The following is a 19,174-nucleotide window of genomic DNA, read 5'->3' on the forward strand; positions in this document are numbered from 1 at the left end:
TAAAAAAATGGCACAAGAAATAGAAAGAAAGTTTTTGGTAAAAGGTGATTATAAAGCTTTATCTACCAAAAGTACAAGAATCACACAAGGTTACCTATCCTCTGTACCAGAACGTACCGTAAGAGTGCGTGTAAAAGGAGATAAAGGCTTTATCACCATAAAAGGCATAGGCAGTGCGTCTGGAGCTAGCAGATACGAATGGGAAAAAGAAATCCCAGTAGAAGAAGTAAATGAACTTTTAAAAATATGTGAACCTGGGGTAATAGACAAAACCAGATACCACGTAGTAGCAGGTCCACATACATATGAAGTAGATGAGTTCTATGGTGAAAACGAAGGACTTACTATAGCAGAAGTAGAACTAAGCAGTGAAGAAGAATCTTTCGAAAAGCCTGAATGGCTAGGCGAAGAAGTAACTGGTGATGTGAAATATTACAATTCTATGTTGATGAAAAACCCATATACTAAGTGGTCTTAATCAAAAACATACTAGCAGTAGCTTTGGCTGTCCTCGCGCTCGATTCCCAAAAAGAGGACAGCATAGCTGCTGTAAATACTCCTTCGGAAAAAGATTGGAAGGAATACAAAACGGGGCTGAAAAATCTCTCAGGCCTTAGTTTCAATCAAGACCAATCTGCATTGCTTGCCATTACAGACAAGGGAAGCATTTATGAAATAAATTTCGAGGGAAAAATCAAAAGGCAACTGCCCTTTGATGAATTTGGTGATTTCGAAGCCATTGCCATAGATTCTCGTAAAAACACCATTTATCTGGCAGATGAAAACACCATGTCTGTTTATGAATTGTCTAAAAACGAAAAAAAACTAAACAAAATAGTAAATATAAGCATACCCAATGCTGCTTACAATAGAGGTTTAGAAGGATTAACTTGCGGAAGAGACACCTTATACATTGCCAATCAATCTGAACCCTGCAGGCTTTTTAAATATTCTACTGTTAATAAAAAAATTATCTCTCTAGACCTACCATATGCCACATTTTTGTCAGACATTTTTTATGATGAAACAGACAATACCCTATGGATAATAGATAGCAAACAATATAAAATCACCCATTGTAAGCTCAATGGAAAAATCATTGCACAACAAGACATTCCTATGGTGAGAAAAGCAGAAGGCCTCTGTGTAGATCGAAACAAAAAAATAGCATGGATAGGCTGTGACAAAACAGGAAACTTGTATCGAATTAAATTAAAAATTTAATAATGGAACACACTTCAGAATTTAATCCATTAAATATGGACAACTATAAGCTAGAAAAACTTCCAAAAATAGAAAAGACAGGAGTAGAAAAATGGATGATGAAATTGGGAGGCCCCATAGCAATTTTATCTTTTGTTTTACTTTATTTCGTATTGGACATTCCCTTTCTCAATAAAATAGACCCAGAAGTACTAGGAAAAGATGCTCTAGCAAGATATAAAGAATTAGGCGCAGAAGGTTTTGAAAAAATAAACTATGCCATGTTGGCCATTTTTGTAGCAGCCATTATCTTATGGATTACAGAAGCTATCCCTAACTACCTGACTTCATTATTTGTGATATTAGCGATTGTAATGACACAGGTAACCACAGAAAAAGAGGCATTTTCACAGCTGGGTCACCCAGTGATGTGGCTAAACATTCTATCATTTGTTTTGGCAAGTATGTTGGTAAAAACACAAGCAGCCAAACGATTTGCGCTATGGTTTGTCATCAAATTTGGTAAAAATTCTTTTTGGGTTATCTTCAGTTTCTTAGTAATCAACGTGGTTCTCTCAGCATTTATATCAGCCACTACTGCTAAAGCCACTATTCTACTGCCTATATTTATGGTAATCGCAGCCATCTATGGAGCTACTGGTGGCAATCACAGAAATAATTTTGGTAGAAATTTAGTTTTGCAAAATCTTTTTCAAATAAACATCGGTGCCTCAGGCTTTCTTACGGGTTCTGGTGCTAATCTACTAGCAGCATCTTTAATTGCCGGAGCTATGGGATGGAGCTTATTTAGTTATCAAGATTGGTTTATTGCAGCATTTCCGTTAGCCATTATCCTAATATTACTGGGTTGGCTGGTTGGAGCAAAATTAATGTTCCCTTTAAAAAAAGGTGAAGACCAACCACAAATAGAAGGAGGATTGCAAAGTTTGAGAGAAGAATACTTAAAAATGGGAAAAGTAACCCGTGAAGAATACAAAGCCATTGCTATCTTTATCTGTGTACTTATTCTTTGGGCAACAGATAAGCAACATGGCATCAACCAAACGGTAGTGGCCTTTATAGGTGCAGTAGTAGCATTAACCCCTGGGATAGGAGTTGTAAAATGGAATGACATCGATATTCCTTGGCATTTGATGATATTTTCTGCAGGAGCCTATACCTTAGGGGCGGGATTAGAAGCTACCAGTTTGCCAGCCACATTGGTAGAAGTAACCTTTAACCATTTAGGAATTTGTGCTTCTACTCCATTTTGGGTGTTGTATTTGGTATTGACAGGCCTTATGCTCTTCAGTGCGTTATTATTTCAATCTAAGACCATGCGTGCCTTGATATTTATACCAATAGCCATAGGCATAGCCAATAGATTTGGGTATCCGGTATTGAGTTTAGCCTTTCCATTGGCTCTTTTAATAGAACATGTGTATGTATTGCCATTTAACAGTAAGCCAGCAGCACTGCTCTACACCACCAATCAGTATAGCATTACAGATAGTTTCAAATTTGGAATCACAATGATGATATTGAGTTGGGCAATGATTATACTCTGGGGAGAAACCGTTTTAAAATGGTTAGGATACACCAACGGATTATTTTTTTAAATAAATAAGAAAACAAAATGATTGATATAAAAGCTAAAATACACGATAAATTCTCTATAGAGTTCAAAGTAGGTTTTGTAGTAAGAAGAAAGACTAGGATTAACGACTTTGCCATTAACACTTGGCTCTACATTCCCAATAGCTTAGATATCAACTCTCTTACCTACAGCAAAAAGCAATTCTATATTGATGTAAAATCTAATGTAAGACTCATTACCCCTAGATTTCTGCTAAGAGAAATTATGGGAGAAGAATGCTCTCCGATGGCCAATCTCGAAAACTCATTTCGTACCATGGCATCAGACCCTACTAGAACTAATAAACGCGAGTATGAATATCAAATCAAGATGTTTATGGCGATATTAAAAAGTTCTATGAGAGATGAAATTCTACACATTTACAGCAATACCTTAAAAGAAGACACCCCTTTTCTCTGTGAATCTTATATTAAAAACATAGAAGAAATCACCCAAAAATATAGAAGCCTGAGAACCATCATCAATGCTCCTACAGTTACTGAAAAAGTATTGAACTATTTTTTCTTTGGAGATGAATTTATGAGCAATATTATAGACCAACACACCTACAGACTTACTTATTTTATAGAAAACAATTACCCCGAGCACCTAGAAATAATTGAACGATTAAAAGGTTTGATTAAATCTGAAATAAAATATAAAAATGAAAAAGGCTACCAAGTAGCCGAAGAAGAAAGTCAGAGAAAAAACCAAGAAGTAATCTATAGGCAAGGCATACTAAAAAAATATATAGAAAGTGACCTCTATTTAAAATCTGACCAGAAAAGAGATGGCTTTTTTGTAGAACAAATCTACTATAGCATAGCTGCCGGAGTTTCTATGATTTTCGCCACGGCAATAGCCTTTTCTTTTCAACAGAAATTTGGGAATTTCACCATGCCATTATTTGCAGCACTAGTGGTAAGTTATATGCTAAAAGACCGAATAAAGGATTTGATGCGTTATTATTTTGCACATAAACTAGGGCCTAAGTTTTTTGATAATAAGATTAATATGAGTATTAAGGATTTACCGATTGGTTGGAGTAAAGAAGGTGCAGATTTTATTTCTGAAAATAAAGTTCCTACAGAGGTAGATAAACTCCGCAGCAGGTCACCATTGGTAGAAGCAGAGAATAGAATAAACGATGAGAAAATTCTACTTTATAGAAAAAGAGTAAGAATAGATAGAAACAAACTAGAAAAAAATAGCAAGTACATAATCTCTGGTATTAATGATATTTTAAGAATATATATCAACAGTTTTACCCAAAAAATGGACAACCCTAGAGTACCTCTTTATAAATTGGACGAACAAGATAACATTACCACCATCAAAGGCAATAAAGTATATCTCCTGAACATTATTATGCAATTTCAATATGAAGGTAAAACAGATTATAAACGCTTCAGAGTAGCTTGCAACCGCACAGGAATCTTAAAAATAGAAGATTTATCTGAATAAGAATAGTTTTTTTTCAAAATAGGACACCTATTTTATTTGACACCGTAGAATAATTGTATTCTACGGTTTTTTATTAATCAAAAACCCTATCCCTTATCATGTTTCACCCAGATGAGTTGAGACACGTCATATCCATCTTTTTTGGCTTTTTCTAGGAATCTTTTTTTAGTGGCTTCGTCTATGGTTTTGGTTCTAGAGAGTATCCAAATGTATTGGGTATTGCTACCATAGACTAAAGCATGTTGATATTCTGGGTCTATATCTACCACATTATACCCTGCATAAAATGGCCCAAAGAAAGAAACCTTCAGCCGGGCTTCTGTTTCAGAATTGACGAATTTAGCTTTCCCTTCGGCCGACGCCCATTTTTGTTTTTGAGTATTGAAGCCCTTGTTATAGACCCTAATACTCCCGTTATTATTTAGAGAATATTCTGCAGTAACGTTATCTAAGTTCCTTTCGAAGCGGTAATCGAATCTTGCTATTTCGTACCATTTACCTAGGTATTTCTCTTTTTTAAAGTCTTTTACAGCGGTTACTCCCTCAGGAATTCCTACACATGAAGTGCATAAGGAAGAGAAGAATAATAATGCCAATAAACCAGTAAATAGCTTTCTATTTTTCATTGTTTTTATTTTTAGACAAAATAAAACATTTTTGAAACAAAACATTTAATTATTTAATTATTCGTTTTCATCTAAATAATAGATAAAATTACTAAATAAGGGCAGTTTTTTTGTGTAGTCTTTTATATATTGTATTTTTGTAAAGAATCAATTTTAATATAAAAATTAAAAATATGTCATTTGCAATTTCTAGAGTACCCGCTCCTAAAAATGAACCTGTAAGAAGCTATGCTCCCGGTTCTGCAGAGATTAAATCTCTCATCTCCACTTATAAAAAAATGTGGAAAGAAAAAGTAGAAATCCCAATGATTATTGACGGAAAGGAAGTAAAAACTGATGAAAAAGCCAGTTTACACTCTCCTCAAGATCATAAACATACGTTAGGCTTCTATTATAAAGGAAACAAAAAGCACGTAGATGATGCCATAAAATCTTGTTTGAAAGCCAGAAAAGAATGGGCAGAATTACCTTGGGAACAGCGTGCCTCAATCTTTTTAAAAGCCGCAGATTTATTGGCAGGACCATACCGTGATAAAATCAATGCTGCTACCATGATTGGACAAAGCAAGAATGTTTTTCAGGCAGAAATAGACAGTGCTTGTGAAGCGATAGATTTCTTGAGATTTAACGTACAATTTATGACAGAATTGTATTCTGAGCAACCGGTATCAGATGCCGGCATCTGGAACAGAGCAGAATACAGACCACTAGAAGGTTTTACCTACGCTATTACTCCATTTAATTTTACCGCTATTGCGCTTAATTTGCCAACTTCTATGGCTTTGATGGGAAATGTAGTGGTTTGGAAACCTTCTGCCACCCAAATCTACTCTGCTAAAGTAATAATGGATGTATTGATGGAAGCAGGTTTACCAGCTGGGGTTATCAATATGGTATTTTCTGGAGGTGCAGAAACCTCTCAGCAGATTCTAAGTCACCCAGACTTTGCGGGAATCCATTTCACGGGTTCTACAGAAGTTTTCCAATCTTTATGGAGACAAATTGGCGAAAACATTCATTTATATAAAACTTATCCAAGAATAGTAGGTGAAACAGGTGGTAAAGACTTTGTAGTAGCCCACCCTTCTGCTATACCTAGTCAAGTTGCTACGGCATTGGTAAGAGGTGCTTTTGAATATCAAGGACAAAAATGTTCTGCCGCTTCTAGAGCCTACATCCCTAAATCTCTTTGGAAAGAAGTGAAAAAAATAATGGGAGCGCAATTGGCAGAAATAAAAATGGGAAGCCCAGAAGACCCATCTAACTTTGTGAATGCGGTAATCGACAAAAATTCTTTTGACAAATGCAAAGGCTATATCGATAGAGCTAATAAATCTAAAGAGGCTAAAGTAATTTTCGGTGGTGGTTGTGATGCCAAAAAAGGTTGGTTTGTAGAGCCTACAGTAATAGAGACCAGCAATCCTCACTACGAAAGTATGGAAGAAGAAATCTTTGGTCCTATTCTTACTCTTTATGTTTACGAAGATAAAGATTGGAAAAAAACCTTACAATTGGTAGACGAAACTTCACCATACGCATTAACAGGTGCTATTTTCGCTCAAGACAGATATGCGATTAATGAGGCGACCAAAGCGCTAGAAAATGCTGCGGGTAATTTCTATATTAATGATAAGCCAACAGGTGCAGTGGTAGGTCAACAACCATTTGGAGGAGCTAGAGCTTCTGGAACAAACGACAAGGCTGGTTCTAAAATGAATTTATTGCGTTGGGTATCTGCTAGAAGTATTAAAGAAAACTTCTTATCTCCTACAGATTATAAATATCCTTTCTTAGGTTAAGATTTAACTTTAAATACAATAAAAACGCCTCTCAAGATTTTGAGAGGCGTTTGGTTTTTCATCATTTGCATTTTAGAAATGATAGTCTACCCCTAACTGAACCATAGAAGTATTCATTTCATAAGAAACAGAACTTCCAGGTATTGCTCCATATGGGTTAGATGGAGACGCCATCATAGGATTTAGCAATTGTCCTGTAGTAGAACCAGCGCTAGTTCCGTAATGGTAGTTGGCGTTGATGGTTAATTTAGGCGTTGCTTTATACCCTACCCCAAACTCATAAGCATGTTTGATGATGGCAGAAGCAGGAATAGAGAACATTGCCAATTCTGGTTTTATTGGGTTTGAGCTATAGGTATATCCTACTCTAATAGGGAATTTTTCAAAACCTTTGTATTGTAAACCAGCTGAAACGATAGACATATTTTGCCATCCAAAACCTGCGATAGAACCATTCATGTTCCATCCTGTGGTTTTGAAACCTTTGGTATTTTCGTAATCTACATATCTGTAATCTAATGCTAAGTCTATCATTTTATTAGAATACCCTGTACCAATAGAATAAATAGCCGGGAAATCCATTCTGAACTTATTTTCAGGAGCGGCAGAACCGTCAAGATAAGTGTTATCAAATTTAAATTCATTAAAGAACACTGGAGTTTTGTAAGAAGCTCCTAGTTTGAAACCTGAATCTGATTTGTAATACACCCCAAACTGCGCTCCAAAACCAAATGCAGAAGCATTGTCAGAATTAGGATAGCCCATGGTCATGCTGGGGCCTGCCAATGGATTAGGATGAATTTTCAAACTAGAATAATTGATGTTTGGTTGGATACCGATGGATAAATTATTACTCAACTTGTATGCGTAGGCAAAACCTACTTGCATCAACATATAATTGGATTCTAAATTACCAAAACCACCATACTGTTGTGGTGCTAAAACAGGATTGGTCATATCCTCTGGATATTCTACCCCAAATCCGCTTACCCCAAAAATGGAAACGCCAAATTTATGTTTATCATTCTTCCCAAAAGTAAATGCAACTGCAGGCATTACAGAATTAGGTTTTTGGTCTTCGGTAGTGCCAGACATGGTAGCAGTACCATTGTTAAAAGAAGAAGACAATTTAGGATTAGACATAAAAAGTCCTGCGCTTACAGAAAGGTCGTTGCCAGAAAACTCTGTGATTCCCGCAGGATTCCATTGTAGTGCTCCGCTTATATCAATCACCTGACCCGTAGAAGCTCCTCCCATAGACATATTTACAGAACCTATACCTTGCATTAAATGGCCTGTTTGTGCCATAATAACTCCAGAGAATAATATTCCTAGAGTAGTAATTACTTTTTTCATGATTTTTTTATTATTTATGCTTAACAAAGTTACTTTGCTAAAACATCTGTAGTATTATGATAAGTACTGCGTTTTGTCACGTTACACGTATATTACCATACATAGAATAAATATTACCACGAAAAGAGGTTGTAAAACAAAAAAATCCTCTCACTTTCGTGAGAGGAACATTTTTTCATTGTATTTTTATAATCAAACTCAGATTATAATCCAAATATATAATTTTTTTTTGATATAAATCATATTTTTAATAAAAATTAATACTAAGGCATCAAATCTTTATTTTTTCTTGGCCATTATTGAATACATCAAAGGAATTTTGTCAAATAATTCAGAAATTCTATATTTACCAGGCTCGAACTCTATTGTTTTTTTGAAACAAGCGTAGGGAGACCAGTCATATTCTTGGAAATCATTAAGACTAAAACCGTTATTGATGAGGTTTTGGATGACTTCTGCCAAAGAATGATTCCACATGACATATTCTTGAGAAAGAAGAGCAGATTGGTCTGCATAAGTTCCCTCATAAGTTTCTATAATAGGTTCTTTGCTAGAATAAGGATATTTGACATAGGTAAAATCATCATCAAACATCCATACCACAGGATGAAATTCTACCATTACAAAAGTACCATTAGGTTTTAGAAATTTAGAAATCACCTGGGCCCACTTTTTCATATCGGGCAACCAACCTATTACTCCATAACTGGTAAAAACCACATCAAATTCCTCTTCTAAAATATGAGGAAGTTGATAAACATCTGCTTCTATAAAATTGACATTTACGCCACATTGAGCGGCTAATTTTTGGGCTTCGGCAATGGCTTTGTCTGATAAGTCAACCGCTGTGACCTCGGCACCCATTCTGGCCAATGAAATAGAATCTTGTCCGAAATGACATTGCAAGTGTAGGATTTTCTTCCCACTAACATCTCCTAAAAGTGCTAATTCTGGCTCGTTAAGAGAAGTTCTGCCCGCTATAAACTCTTCCACAAAATAAAAGTCAGAAGTTAAGTGAAAAGCGACCTTATTATTCCAAGATTTTTTATTGATTTCTAGGTAATTAAGCATTTTAATTGAAGTTTAAAACAAAGATAAAATTATTCTACAAATTCTGTAATGTATAGAATAAATGTTGTAACTTTATAGGGCGATAAAATTTCACTTAGAAAACACACTCACAAAAATATTAACACAAAAAAATCACAATTATGAAAAAAGGAGTAAAAATAGTTGGGCTTTTAGCCGGCTTAGGAGCATTGGCATTTTGGAGATATAAAAGAGCTACTCCAGAGGAAAAACAAAAAGTAAATGATTTTATCAACAATGCTAAAGATAATATCAATAAATTCAGTGATGAACTAAAAACTAAAGCTGAAGACCTAAAAAACCAAGCCGAAAATAAGTACAATGAGTACAAATCACAGGCAGAAACTAAGATGGAAGACATCAAGGAAAAAGTGGAGGAAAAAATAGAAGAGGTAAAAACTGAATACTAATGAAAAAGCCATCGTTTTGATGGCTTTTATTTTATAATTTCAGAATTTTCTCTAAAATCTATTTGCTGAAAAAAGTCTTCGCAAGTCTTATTATCTGGTAAAACTCTTTTCTTTATCCAATTTTTATTTTGGAAAACGTCTAATAAAAACGCTAAATTTCTCAAGCAAAATTCATCATTACCAAACCAAAAATAGACTGTTGCTTCAGAGGGAATTTTATCCATTTTTAAAAATACTGAAACTACTTTCTCGCGGTAATTTTCATCAGGAAATAATGCTTTGAAATAATCTGCTCTTTTCTGAAAAAATATTTCTAATTCATTCACATCATAAGAAGAATCTCCTTCTATCAATGCTTCTCTGAAAGGATATACTTTATCATTATGAGTTAAAAATTCCTTAAGATGATCACCATTTACGATATGATATTCAAGAGCTTCCAATAAATAATTATTTTAAAAACTCTTCTATTTTCATTGTTTTTTGCTCACCAGAAGTTAGATTTTTGATGGTGATGTTTCCTTCTGATATTTCTTGTTCACCCAAGAAAATTAGATTTTCTATGCCTTTCTTTTCGGCGTAGGTAAATTGTTTTTTAAGTTTTGCACTTTCAGGGTAAATTTCTGCAGCAATTCCTTTTTCACGAAGTTTTGCTAAAACTTTCATCGCTTCTGCCGCTTCTTTTTCGCCATAGTTGGCAAAAAGAAATTCTATTTTTCTTTCAGAATTTTGCGGAAAAAGATTCAGTTCTTCTATCACGAGGTAAATTCTATCCAACCCAAAAGAAATGCCAATTCCAGGAATATTTTTCACGCCGAAAACTTCGGTAAGGTTGTTATATCTACCACCACCACCAATAGAACCCATTTCTACCCCTTGCGCTTTCACTTCGAAAATAGCGCCAGTATAATAGTCTAAACCACGAGCCAAAGTAATGTTGAACACCAACTCGTCTTCAATTCCTAAATTTTTACAATTTTCTAAAACAAATTCTAGTTCTTCTACTCCACTTTTCCCGATTTCTACATTAGCGAAATTGGTTTTTAGGATTTCTAAAACTTCAGATTGAGGTTTATTATCGAAAAGGAAACTTAGTTTTTCAATGGCTTCATCAGCAATATTTTTCTCTTGAAGTTCTTTTACTACGCCATCTTTCCCAATTTTATCTAATTTATCTAAAGCAACAGTAAAATCTATCAATTGCTCAGAAATATTGGCAAATTCTGCCAAACCAGAAAGAATTTTACGATTATTGATGTGTATTTTTACAGGAATTTGTAATTCTTTGAACGACTTTAGATACAACTGCACCAATTCTACTTCTTGCCAAAGACTTTCGCTACCCACCACATCTGCATCGCACTGATAAAACTCTCTGAAACGGCCTTTTTGTGGTCTATCTGCTCTCCAAACTGGTTGAATTTGGTAACGCTTAAAAGGAAAAGTAAGCGTTCCTTGATTCATGGCTACAAAACGTGCAAACGGAACGGTTAAGTCATATCTAAGGGCTTTTTCAGAAATCTGAGCAATTAGTTTTTGAGAATTTTTAGCATTCCAATCTTCCTCTTTGGTTTTACTTGCGTAATCTCCAGAATTAAGGATTTTAAAAATCAATCTATCGCCTTCTTCACCGTACTTTCCGGTTAGAGTCGATAAATTTTCAAAACTTGGCGTTTCCAAAGGTTGAAATCCGAAGAGTTCAAAATTCTTTTGTAAAGTATTGATGATGTATTTTCTGCGGTAAACTTCCTGCGCTGTAAAATCTCTGGTTCCTTTCGCTAAACTTGGCTTCATTTTTTGTAATTGATAAATGATAATTGGTAACTGATTTGCAAAAATACGCAAAAAAAATTTGCTGGATGCTGGATGTTAGATGCTGGATGAATACTTGTTGCCTAAATATCAATTTAACATTAATCATTTATCTATCATCATTTATGAAACATCAATCATGCTTTTCAGCATCCAAAGATTGCAACCTCCATGTCCAGAATTTCCTAGTGGTTTTTCTAGAAATTGGAAGCCTTGTTTTTCGTAAATGGTAACGGCAGTAGAAAACTCAGGAATGCTTTCTAAATAAATCTGAGAATAGCCAAATTCTTTGGCGGTTTCTATGGTTTTTTCTAATAATAATCTGCCAATACCTCTTCCTCTTCCGTTTTCTGAAATATAGAATTTTACGAGTTCTGTGCAATTTTCTGGCAAGTTTTCGGTGGGGAAAATTCCGCAACAGCCTACAATTTTATCGTCTAATTCCGCTACCCAAAGTTGAGATTTCGGAGTTTGAAACAAAGCAAATAAATCATCTGTTGTAGGATCTTGATAGACAGTTCCTGCAGTGCATTTTACTTCGAAATCATGAAAGCAACTTCTGATAATTTTGGCTAAAACGACGTTGTCTGTGGATTGGATTGGTCTGATATTGATTTTCATCTTTCAAAAATAGTGATTTTGAATGCAAAGATGAAATCTTAAAAATAAAAAGCCTTGCCAAAAAAATGACAAGGCGATAGTTTCATTTGTGTTTTTCTCTATTTGGCACCTAAAAGAACCAATTCATCTACTCTAATTTCTGTAAAATAGCGTTTTTGTCCGTCTTTGTCGTCATACGTTCTGTAGGTTAGTTTACCTTCTACGGCAATTTCTTTTCCTTTTTGCACGTATTTTTCCATAATATCTGCTAGTTTTCCGTTGAAAACCAGATTGTGCCATTGTGTTTCTTCTACTCTTTCACCAAGAGAATTGGTATAAAAATCATTGGTAGCAAGAGATACTTTAGCGATTTTTCCTTTTTCGAAATTTACGATTTCTACTTCTTTACCGGTGTGACCAATCAACGTCACTTTGTTTCTTAAAGACATAATAAATAAATTTTAAATTAAACGTTAGAAACGAGTCGTTCTGTAATTCCCTCGAATCTCTGATGCAAAGTTGTGAGGAAGTAGAAAAAATAATCGGTACTTACCCATTTAAATTCGTTTGTAGTCGTTTGTAAATGGATAATTTGTTGAATTTTAGTGAGTTAAATTTATAAAACAATTATAAATTCTTAATTTAAAATTATAAAAAAACTTTTCTGAAATTAAAATCTAAGAAAAATTGACGCAAAAAGAGTAAATAAAAAAAGCTGCAAGAAATCTATTTCTTACAGCCATTAAAAACACAAATGATTAATCTTCGATTCCGAATTTCTTCAATATTTTTTCCAGTAAGCACCAGTTGGTGAATGCCGATTGAAAAAGGTTAAGCCCTACAAAACCTGTAAGGTAAAACCAGTTTTCGTTTACTTTTAGTCCTAAAATTAGGCTTAAAAGAATCATAAAACCGGCTACAGCGTGTATAATTCTTGTCTTCATATTTAGATTATATTGATTTTTCTATGTCAAGTGTTGCTACGTGAACTTTGGATTGAAATTCTTGTTTGGCGTTGAAATTTCTTACTTTGCCACAGATTTCGTCCATTTTATCATCAGCCACAAAAGCCATGAACATTAGAGAATTGCTTTCTGTAACCTCAGAAGCAAACCAATTGTCTGCATGAGCTTCTTTGCTTTCTGCCTTATAACCTTTAACGGCAGTGTAAGAAAATACATTGACTCCAGAATGTACCAAAAGGTCTTTTACGTTTTTTTCAAATTCTTTGATGGTGGTGATTAATAGTAGTTTCATATTTTTAGGATTATTGAGTGTTCGATTAATGATGTTGAAAGTTAGAAGTTGAATTTTAAATAATAAAGAATATCTTATCGATTATTTGTGGATTCAACTTCCAGTTTTCACTTCCAACTCTTTCTTTTTACTTTTTATTTTTATTCCTCAGAGATGCTTTCTCCATATTCTGCAGCTCTTTCTTCATGAATTTTTCTCCATTTTTTATTTTCAGACATATAGTAGATTAAAGGCACTACAATAAGAGTTAATAATGTAGAAACGATAGCCCCGAAAACCAGTGAAATAGCTAAACCTTGAAAAATAGGGTCGAATAAAATAATCACAGCACCAATCACTACTGCCCCTGTGGTCAATAAAATCGGGGTGGTTCTTACAGCACCTGCATCTATGATGGCTTGTTTCATCGGAATTCCTTCATTTAATCTAATTTCTATAAAGTCTATCAAGAGTACCGAATTCCTTACCATTACCCCTGCTAGAGCAATCATCCCAATAAAAGAAGTAGCGGTAAAGAATGCCCCTAGTAACCAGTGCCCTAACACTATACCTACCAAAGAAAGCGGGATAGCTACCATCATCACCATAGGTGTTTTAAAATTCTGGAACCAACCTACAATCAACATATAGATAATGATGATTACCACAGCAAAAGCAGCTCCTAAATCACGGAAAACTTCTAGTGTAATTTGCCATTCTCCGTCCCATTTTACGGTAAAATCACTTTCATCTTTTGGTTGATTCATGTACAACTCATTGATTTTGTAACCTGCAGGCAATTTTATTTTTTTGAGTTTATCCTCCATTCCTAAGATGGCATAAGCAGGGCTTTCTAATCCACCTGCCATGTCAGCTAAAACATAGGCAACTCTTTTTTGGTCTTTTCTGTAAATGGTTTTAGCTAAAGAATCTTTTTCTACTTTCACCAAATCAGCCACAGGAACCATATTGCCCATTTGTCCTTTCACTTTAAGGCTGGTAATATCTTGAAGGCTGGTTTTATCGGCATCATTTAATTTCATGATGATGTTTACCGGTTGGTTCGTTTTTTCATCATAAAGATAAGATACAGGATGTTCGCCCAGAAGATAAGTTACATTGCCCACAATCTGTGCTGGCGCTACTCCATTCAGCATACTTTTTTCTTTATCAGCCACCAACTTAAATTCGGTTTGTGGTGCTTCAGCCATCCAATCTACATCTACCACATCATCGGTATTTTGTAGGATTTTTTGAACTTGGTCAGCAACTTTTAATTGGTCTTCATAATTTGGTCCGTAGATTTCTGCTACAATGGTGGACAAAACTGGTGGACCAGGTGGAACTTCTACTATTTTAATATTAGCCCCATGTTTTTTACCAATTTTCTGAATTTCAGGTCTTATTTTTTTTGCTACATCGTGGCTTTGTTCATCACGGTCTTCTTTGTGCAATAAATTCACTTGAATATCTGCCATATTGCTACCCCCTCTCAAATCATAATGTCTTACTAAACCATTGAAAGTAATCGGTGCTGATGAACCTACATACGATTGATAATTTACTATTTCAGGTACTGTTTTTAAGTATTGTGCTACTTCTTTGGCTACCGCATTGGTTCTTTCTAGCGTAGAACCTTCAGGCATATCAATCACGACTTGCACTTCATTTTTATTATCAAAAGGAAGCATTTTAACAGCAACCCATTTGGTAAAGAATGCCATTACTGAAATCATTAATAAGACAACAGTAATTCCTAGCATGGTCCATCTTCTTTTGCTATTGTCAAGAAGAGGTTGTTCTATTTTTTTGTATAATTTATAAATCCAACCTGTTTCTAAGCCTTGTTCTTCTTTATGCTCGTGTTCGTCTTTTACTTTTAATAAATGGAAACCTAAATACGGTGTAATAGTCAAAGCGACGAACAATGAAAGCATCATGGCAATAGAAGCTCCGATTGGCATTGGCGACATGTAAGGTCCCATCATCCCAGAAACGAAGGCCATTGGTAAAATGGCGGCAATTACCGTAAACGTTGCTAAAATAGTAGGGTTTCCTACTTCATTTATCGCAAAAATAGCTGCTTGTTTAAATGGCAATTTCTTCATGTGGAAATGTCTGTGCATATTTTCTGCGATAATAATACTGTCATCTACCACAATTCCCACTACAAAAACAAGGGCAAAAAGCGTAATTCTGTTCAGCGTATAACCTAGCATATAATAACTGAATAAGGTCAAAGCGAATGTTAAAGGAACAGAGAAAAACACTACGAGACCTCCTCTCCAGCCCATAGCCAGCATCACCAAAACTGTAACTGCAATAATTGCTACCCCTAAGTGCAACAATAACTCTGATACTTTATGAGAGGCCGTTTCACCGTAGTTTCTGGTTACTTCTACGTGTACATCACTTGGAATAATGGTTTTCTTCAGTTGGTCTACTTTTTCTAGAATTTGCTCTGAAATTTTCATCGCATCTGCTCCTTTCACTTTAGAAATAGAGATGGTAGAAGCAGGATATTCGTCTTTAAATTTCTTAGCTTTTTCTGTATTATTAGCATATCCGAAGCTTACGTAATTGCTTGGCGATGAAGCTCCATCTTCTACTTTGGCTATTTGTTTCAGATATACTGGCATATTTTGAGAAGTTCCTACTACCAGATTTTCTACATCTTCTTGCGAAGCTAGAAATTGACCCGTGGTTAAAAGAAATTCTTGATCATTACTGCTGAAACTTCCAGATTGTGAACTCCCGTTATTGGCCTGAATCATCTGCATTACGCCTAGAGCATCTACATTACTTTCGGCCATTTTATCTTTATCCAAAATCACTTTGAGCTGTCTAGCCCTACCTCCGATAACGCTGGTTAAAGAGACGTCTTTTATTTTTTTAATTTCTGAAGTTACTTCCTCTGAAATCTGACGAATTTGGTAATCATCATATTTTTCGCTCCAAAGAGTAAGACCTAGCATAGGAACATCATCAATAGAACGGGTTTTCACCATCGGTTCATAAACACCTTTCGGAAAGATGTTTTTGTTTTTCATGAGTTCATCATATAACTTCACATAAGAACGTTCGGTATCTTGACCTACATAAAATTGAACTATAATCATGGCTCTACCATTCATCGCCATAGAATGTACGTGTTCTACCCCTTTGATATTAGAAATAATTTTTTCTAAAGGTTTCACCACACGGTTTTCTACTTCTGCAGGACTAGCACCCGGATAGCCTACCATAACGTCTGCCATTGGAACTATAATCTGAGGTTCTTCTTCTCTTGGTATTAATGTAGAACTGTAAACGCCAATAATCATCAAAGCAATCATCAACAAAATGGTTAATTTTGAATTGATAAAAAACTCGGCGATACGTCCTGAAAATCCTTCTTGCATAATTTTTTAAATTTGAGATTCGAGATTTGAGAATTAAGATTTTAAAATCGAATTTTAATGCTCCTCTTATTTTACACTTACTTTAGCACCGTTGTACAATTTTCCGTTTGCGGAAATAATATAAGGCTCTTTGGCATCTAATCCGGATAGAATTTCAACCTCATCACCAATGATTTTACCAGTTTTCACCCAACGAAGAACTGCAGTATTGCTAGAACTTACGGTATAAATTCCTTTGAGCTGACCTTGTTCTACCAAAGCAGATTTAGGTACAGAAACCCCTTGCTGGAAATCTGTATTCACGCTACCGCTTCTTTTGAAAGGAAACTGTACGTTTACGTACATTCCTGGCAAAAGACTTTGTGAATTGGCAACTGTAATTTTCACCATATATTGTCCACCCGTATTAGATGCAGACCTGCTTACTTCAGTTACTGTTCCATTCACTTCTTGGTTGGTATTTTTAATGACTACTTTTACGGCCATCCCTTGTTTGATAAGGGTAATGTCTTGTTCAGACACCAATACTTGCGCTTGTAAAATAGAAGGTGATTCTATGGTAAGAATAGGCATTCCTGGGCTTGCCATATCCCCTTGTTCAGCATATTTAGCGGTAATGACACCAGAGATAGGTGCGGTGATATTGGTATATCTGTACTGAGCGTTTACTTCATTTTTCATCATTTGAGCGGCTTGTAAACCTGCTTTTGCCATTTCGTAGCGGGCTCGCATATCATCTAATTCTTTTTGCGAAGCACTTTGATTTTTATATAAATTTTGGAATCTTTCGTAGTCTTTTTTTGCGATATTGAAATTAGCTTGAGCTTGTGCTATACCTGCAGAAGCTTGTCCGCCTTTTGCCTGAATATCGGTATTATTGATGCTAACCAAGGTTTGTCCAGCAGATACTTGTTGGCCTACTTCTGCTCGTAATGAAGTGATGTAACCCATCATTCTAGTGCTTACATTGACTGAATTTTTAGAAACCAATTTTCCACTGGCAGTAGCATAAGAAGTATTGCTAAATGTGGTATTACTTAGGGTTACAGAAATTGGTTGGTCTTGATTTTGCACAGATTTTTCTTCTTTGGAACAACTCACTAATGTGATAGCTCCTACCAAAAGTGTAATGTAAATATGTTTTTTCATAATGGATGTTGGTTGATGATTGATTAATAATAAACTTCTGACTTTTATCTAGTTTTTAAGGAATTTGAAATATTCTAAAGCGGTATTGTACTCAAATATAGCTTGATTGTAGTCTAGTTCTTTTTGAGACATCATGGTTTCAGCAACCAATAAGTCTGATGATTTTTCAAGCCCTTGGTCATATCTATTTTTTCGAATTCTGTAGGCTTCTTTTGCTTGTTCTAATGCTTGTTTGGTAAGATTTACCTTATTGTCTGCATCTTTTACTTGTCTAGAAGCTTTGTTGATTTCGAGTTGAGATTGCTGAGTATATTGTTGTAATTCTGTTTCTGCTTTTATGCGTTCGGTTTTATATTTTTCTTGTTCTGATTTAGATTTCAATCCATCAAAAACATTCCAAGACAATTGTAAACCAAGTAAATAGCCACTAGAATCGAACTGATAAGGTTTGTTGTCATACATTTCGAAACTTCCGAATGCATTTAATCTAGGTAAGAACTTAGATTTAGAAGATTTAATCATCAGGTCATAAGCTTCTAGAGATTTTTCGTAGGCTTGTAGGTCTTTTCTAGATGCATTTAGTTTGGGAGTTTCCTCTAGCATATAAGATTGATAATCTAATTTTTCGGTTGGTTTTAAGATATGGTTGTTGCTATCTTCACCTAACAGAAAATAGATATAATCTGATGCATTTCTCACGTTTGATTTTGCGAATTGAAGATGGCTTTCGATTTCAGAAACCCTTACGTCCATATAGAGTACATCAGACTTTTGAATCATTCCGTTTTTGAAATAATTATCAATAACTTTTTTATTAGCAAGCGTAGTATTTTTAGCATTTTCTAATGTTTCTACGGCTTTGTATGCCAATTGCAATTGCATGTAAGCTTTTGCGACTTCGAATTTGATGTAATCTGAAGTCCTTTCCGCTTTTATAGCTAGAGCATCCGTTTTTACTTGACCAGCTTTTTTTTGGTAAACCATATCTTGGTTATAGATAGGCTGTTGCACCTCTAATTTGGTTGCGAAATTAGAAATGTTATCTGGGTTATTTAATTTAGATGGGTCAAAGTCTTGCATGGTCACTCTCCCTTGGTTTAATCTAGAGCCAAAAGCCATCAAAGGATTATTGGTGGTCATTGCGGTATATGAAGCATTAACATTTGGGAGATACATGGCTCTGGTCTGCAAAAGTTCAGCTTTAGCCACTTCTACTTCTTGGTTGGCCAATTTAAGTTGAAGGTTTTTTTCTGTCACTTTTTGTAAAAGTTCTTCTTTAGAAACGGTAATGGTTTCTTGAGCGGAAACTTTAGAAAAAAAGCTCAGTGCAATGGTAAAAATCAGTACTCTTTTCATCTAATGATATTGATATTTTAATTGTTATATAAAAAAT

At 34.9% G+C, this 19,174-nt stretch carries 18 protein-coding genes; 6 read left to right on the forward strand and 12 right to left on the reverse strand.

Features of this window, described 5'->3' with window-relative positions; translation table 11 throughout:
• Positions 1 to 7: 7 nt before the first annotated feature.
• Genes IEW40_RS02580 through IEW40_RS02595 form a run of 4 tightly spaced genes read left to right on the forward strand, consistent with a single transcriptional unit; the run spans position 8 to position 4,303 of the window.
• Positions 8 to 478 carry a CYTH domain-containing protein gene (locus tag IEW40_RS02580; RefSeq protein WP_188616517.1) on the forward strand — a complete coding sequence of 157 codons (471 nt, stop codon included), beginning with the start codon at positions 8 to 10 and terminating at the stop codon, positions 476 to 478.
• Entirely contained in the window at positions 469 to 1,224 is a 756-nt protein-coding gene (locus IEW40_RS02585; protein WP_188616518.1) for an SdiA-regulated domain-containing protein, read from the forward strand. Before IEW40_RS02580 ends, IEW40_RS02585 begins: the two co-directional genes overlap by 10 nt.
• 2 nt (positions 1,225 to 1,226) lie before the next feature.
• Entirely contained in the window at positions 1,227 to 2,822 is a 1,596-nt protein-coding gene (locus IEW40_RS02590) for an SLC13 family permease (protein WP_188616519.1), read from the forward strand.
• A 17-nt stretch (positions 2,823 to 2,839) separates the two neighbouring features.
• Positions 2,840 to 4,303: a hypothetical protein gene (locus IEW40_RS02595; RefSeq protein WP_188616520.1), complete on the forward strand. Its 1,464-nt coding sequence runs from the start codon at positions 2,840 to 2,842 to the stop codon at positions 4,301 to 4,303.
• A gap of 86 nt (positions 4,304 to 4,389) precedes the next feature.
• Here the strand turns inward: IEW40_RS02595 and IEW40_RS02600 are convergent, their stop codons facing one another.
• Positions 4,390 to 4,929: a lipocalin family protein gene (locus IEW40_RS02600; RefSeq protein WP_188616521.1), complete on the reverse strand. Its 540-nt coding sequence runs from the start codon at positions 4,927 to 4,929 to the stop codon at positions 4,390 to 4,392.
• A 173-nt stretch (positions 4,930 to 5,102) separates the two neighbouring features.
• On the opposite strand from IEW40_RS02600, the gene pruA reads away from it, so the two are divergent.
• Positions 5,103 to 6,728, forward strand: coding sequence for an L-glutamate gamma-semialdehyde dehydrogenase (gene pruA / locus IEW40_RS02605; RefSeq protein ID WP_188616522.1), 1,626 nt, complete (start codon positions 5,103 to 5,105; stop codon positions 6,726 to 6,728).
• Positions 6,729 to 6,800: 72 nt separating this feature from the next.
• On the opposite strand, the gene IEW40_RS02610 is transcribed toward pruA, so the two are convergent.
• Positions 6,801 to 8,084: an OmpP1/FadL family transporter gene (locus IEW40_RS02610; RefSeq protein ID WP_188616523.1), complete on the reverse strand. Its 1,284-nt coding sequence runs from the start codon at positions 8,082 to 8,084 to the stop codon at positions 6,801 to 6,803.
• Positions 8,085 to 8,363: 279 nt separating this feature from the next.
• The gene (locus tag IEW40_RS02615; RefSeq protein WP_188616524.1) at positions 8,364 to 9,155 is read right to left on the reverse strand and encodes a class I SAM-dependent methyltransferase; all 792 of its coding nucleotides are present in this window, start codon (positions 9,153 to 9,155) and stop codon (positions 8,364 to 8,366) included.
• Between the two features lie 140 nt (positions 9,156 to 9,295).
• Here IEW40_RS02615 and IEW40_RS02620 point away from each other — a divergent pair, with 140 nt between their 5' ends.
• Entirely contained in the window at positions 9,296 to 9,583 is a 288-nt protein-coding gene (locus tag IEW40_RS02620; RefSeq protein ID WP_188616525.1) for a YtxH domain-containing protein, read from the forward strand.
• A gap of 26 nt (positions 9,584 to 9,609) precedes the next feature.
• On the opposite strand, the gene IEW40_RS02625 is transcribed toward IEW40_RS02620, so the two are convergent.
• The 9 genes from IEW40_RS02625 to IEW40_RS02665 form a co-directional block, all read right to left on the reverse strand.
• Positions 9,610 to 10,026: a hypothetical protein gene (locus IEW40_RS02625; protein ID WP_188616526.1), complete on the reverse strand. Its 417-nt coding sequence runs from the start codon at positions 10,024 to 10,026 to the stop codon at positions 9,610 to 9,612.
• Positions 10,027 to 10,033: 7 nt separating this feature from the next.
• Positions 10,034 to 11,377, reverse strand: a complete 1,344-nt coding sequence (gene hisS / locus IEW40_RS02630; protein ID WP_188616527.1) for a histidine--tRNA ligase — start codon at positions 11,375 to 11,377, stop codon at positions 10,034 to 10,036.
• A 141-nt stretch (positions 11,378 to 11,518) separates the two neighbouring features.
• Positions 11,519 to 12,016, reverse strand: coding sequence for a GNAT family N-acetyltransferase (locus IEW40_RS02635; RefSeq protein WP_188616528.1), 498 nt, complete (start codon positions 12,014 to 12,016; stop codon positions 11,519 to 11,521).
• Between the two features lie 98 nt (positions 12,017 to 12,114).
• Positions 12,115 to 12,444 (reverse strand): single-stranded DNA-binding protein, encoded by a 330-nt coding sequence (locus tag IEW40_RS02640; RefSeq protein WP_188616529.1) that lies wholly within the window; start codon positions 12,442 to 12,444, stop codon positions 12,115 to 12,117.
• 309 nt (positions 12,445 to 12,753) lie between these two features.
• Positions 12,754 to 12,939 (reverse strand): YgaP family membrane protein, encoded by a 186-nt coding sequence (locus tag IEW40_RS02645; RefSeq protein ID WP_188616530.1) that lies wholly within the window; start codon positions 12,937 to 12,939, stop codon positions 12,754 to 12,756.
• Between the two features lie 7 nt (positions 12,940 to 12,946).
• Positions 12,947 to 13,252 carry a hypothetical protein gene (locus IEW40_RS02650; protein WP_188616531.1) on the reverse strand — a complete coding sequence of 102 codons (306 nt, stop codon included), beginning with the start codon at positions 13,250 to 13,252 and terminating at the stop codon, positions 12,947 to 12,949.
• Between the two features lie 140 nt (positions 13,253 to 13,392).
• Positions 13,393 to 16,632, reverse strand: coding sequence for an efflux RND transporter permease subunit (locus IEW40_RS02655; RefSeq protein ID WP_188616532.1), 3,240 nt, complete (start codon positions 16,630 to 16,632; stop codon positions 13,393 to 13,395).
• A 66-nt stretch (positions 16,633 to 16,698) separates the two neighbouring features.
• Positions 16,699 to 17,781, reverse strand: a complete 1,083-nt coding sequence (locus tag IEW40_RS02660; protein WP_188616533.1) for an efflux RND transporter periplasmic adaptor subunit — start codon at positions 17,779 to 17,781, stop codon at positions 16,699 to 16,701.
• Positions 17,782 to 17,829: 48 nt separating this feature from the next.
• Positions 17,830 to 19,137 (reverse strand): TolC family protein, encoded by a 1,308-nt coding sequence (locus IEW40_RS02665; RefSeq protein ID WP_188616534.1) that lies wholly within the window; start codon positions 19,135 to 19,137, stop codon positions 17,830 to 17,832.
• Positions 19,138 to 19,174: the final 37 nt, after the last annotated feature.

The sequence above is a fragment of the Cloacibacterium rupense genome (assembly GCF_014645495.1).
GTDB lineage: Bacteria > Bacteroidota > Bacteroidia > Flavobacteriales > Weeksellaceae > Cloacibacterium > Cloacibacterium rupense.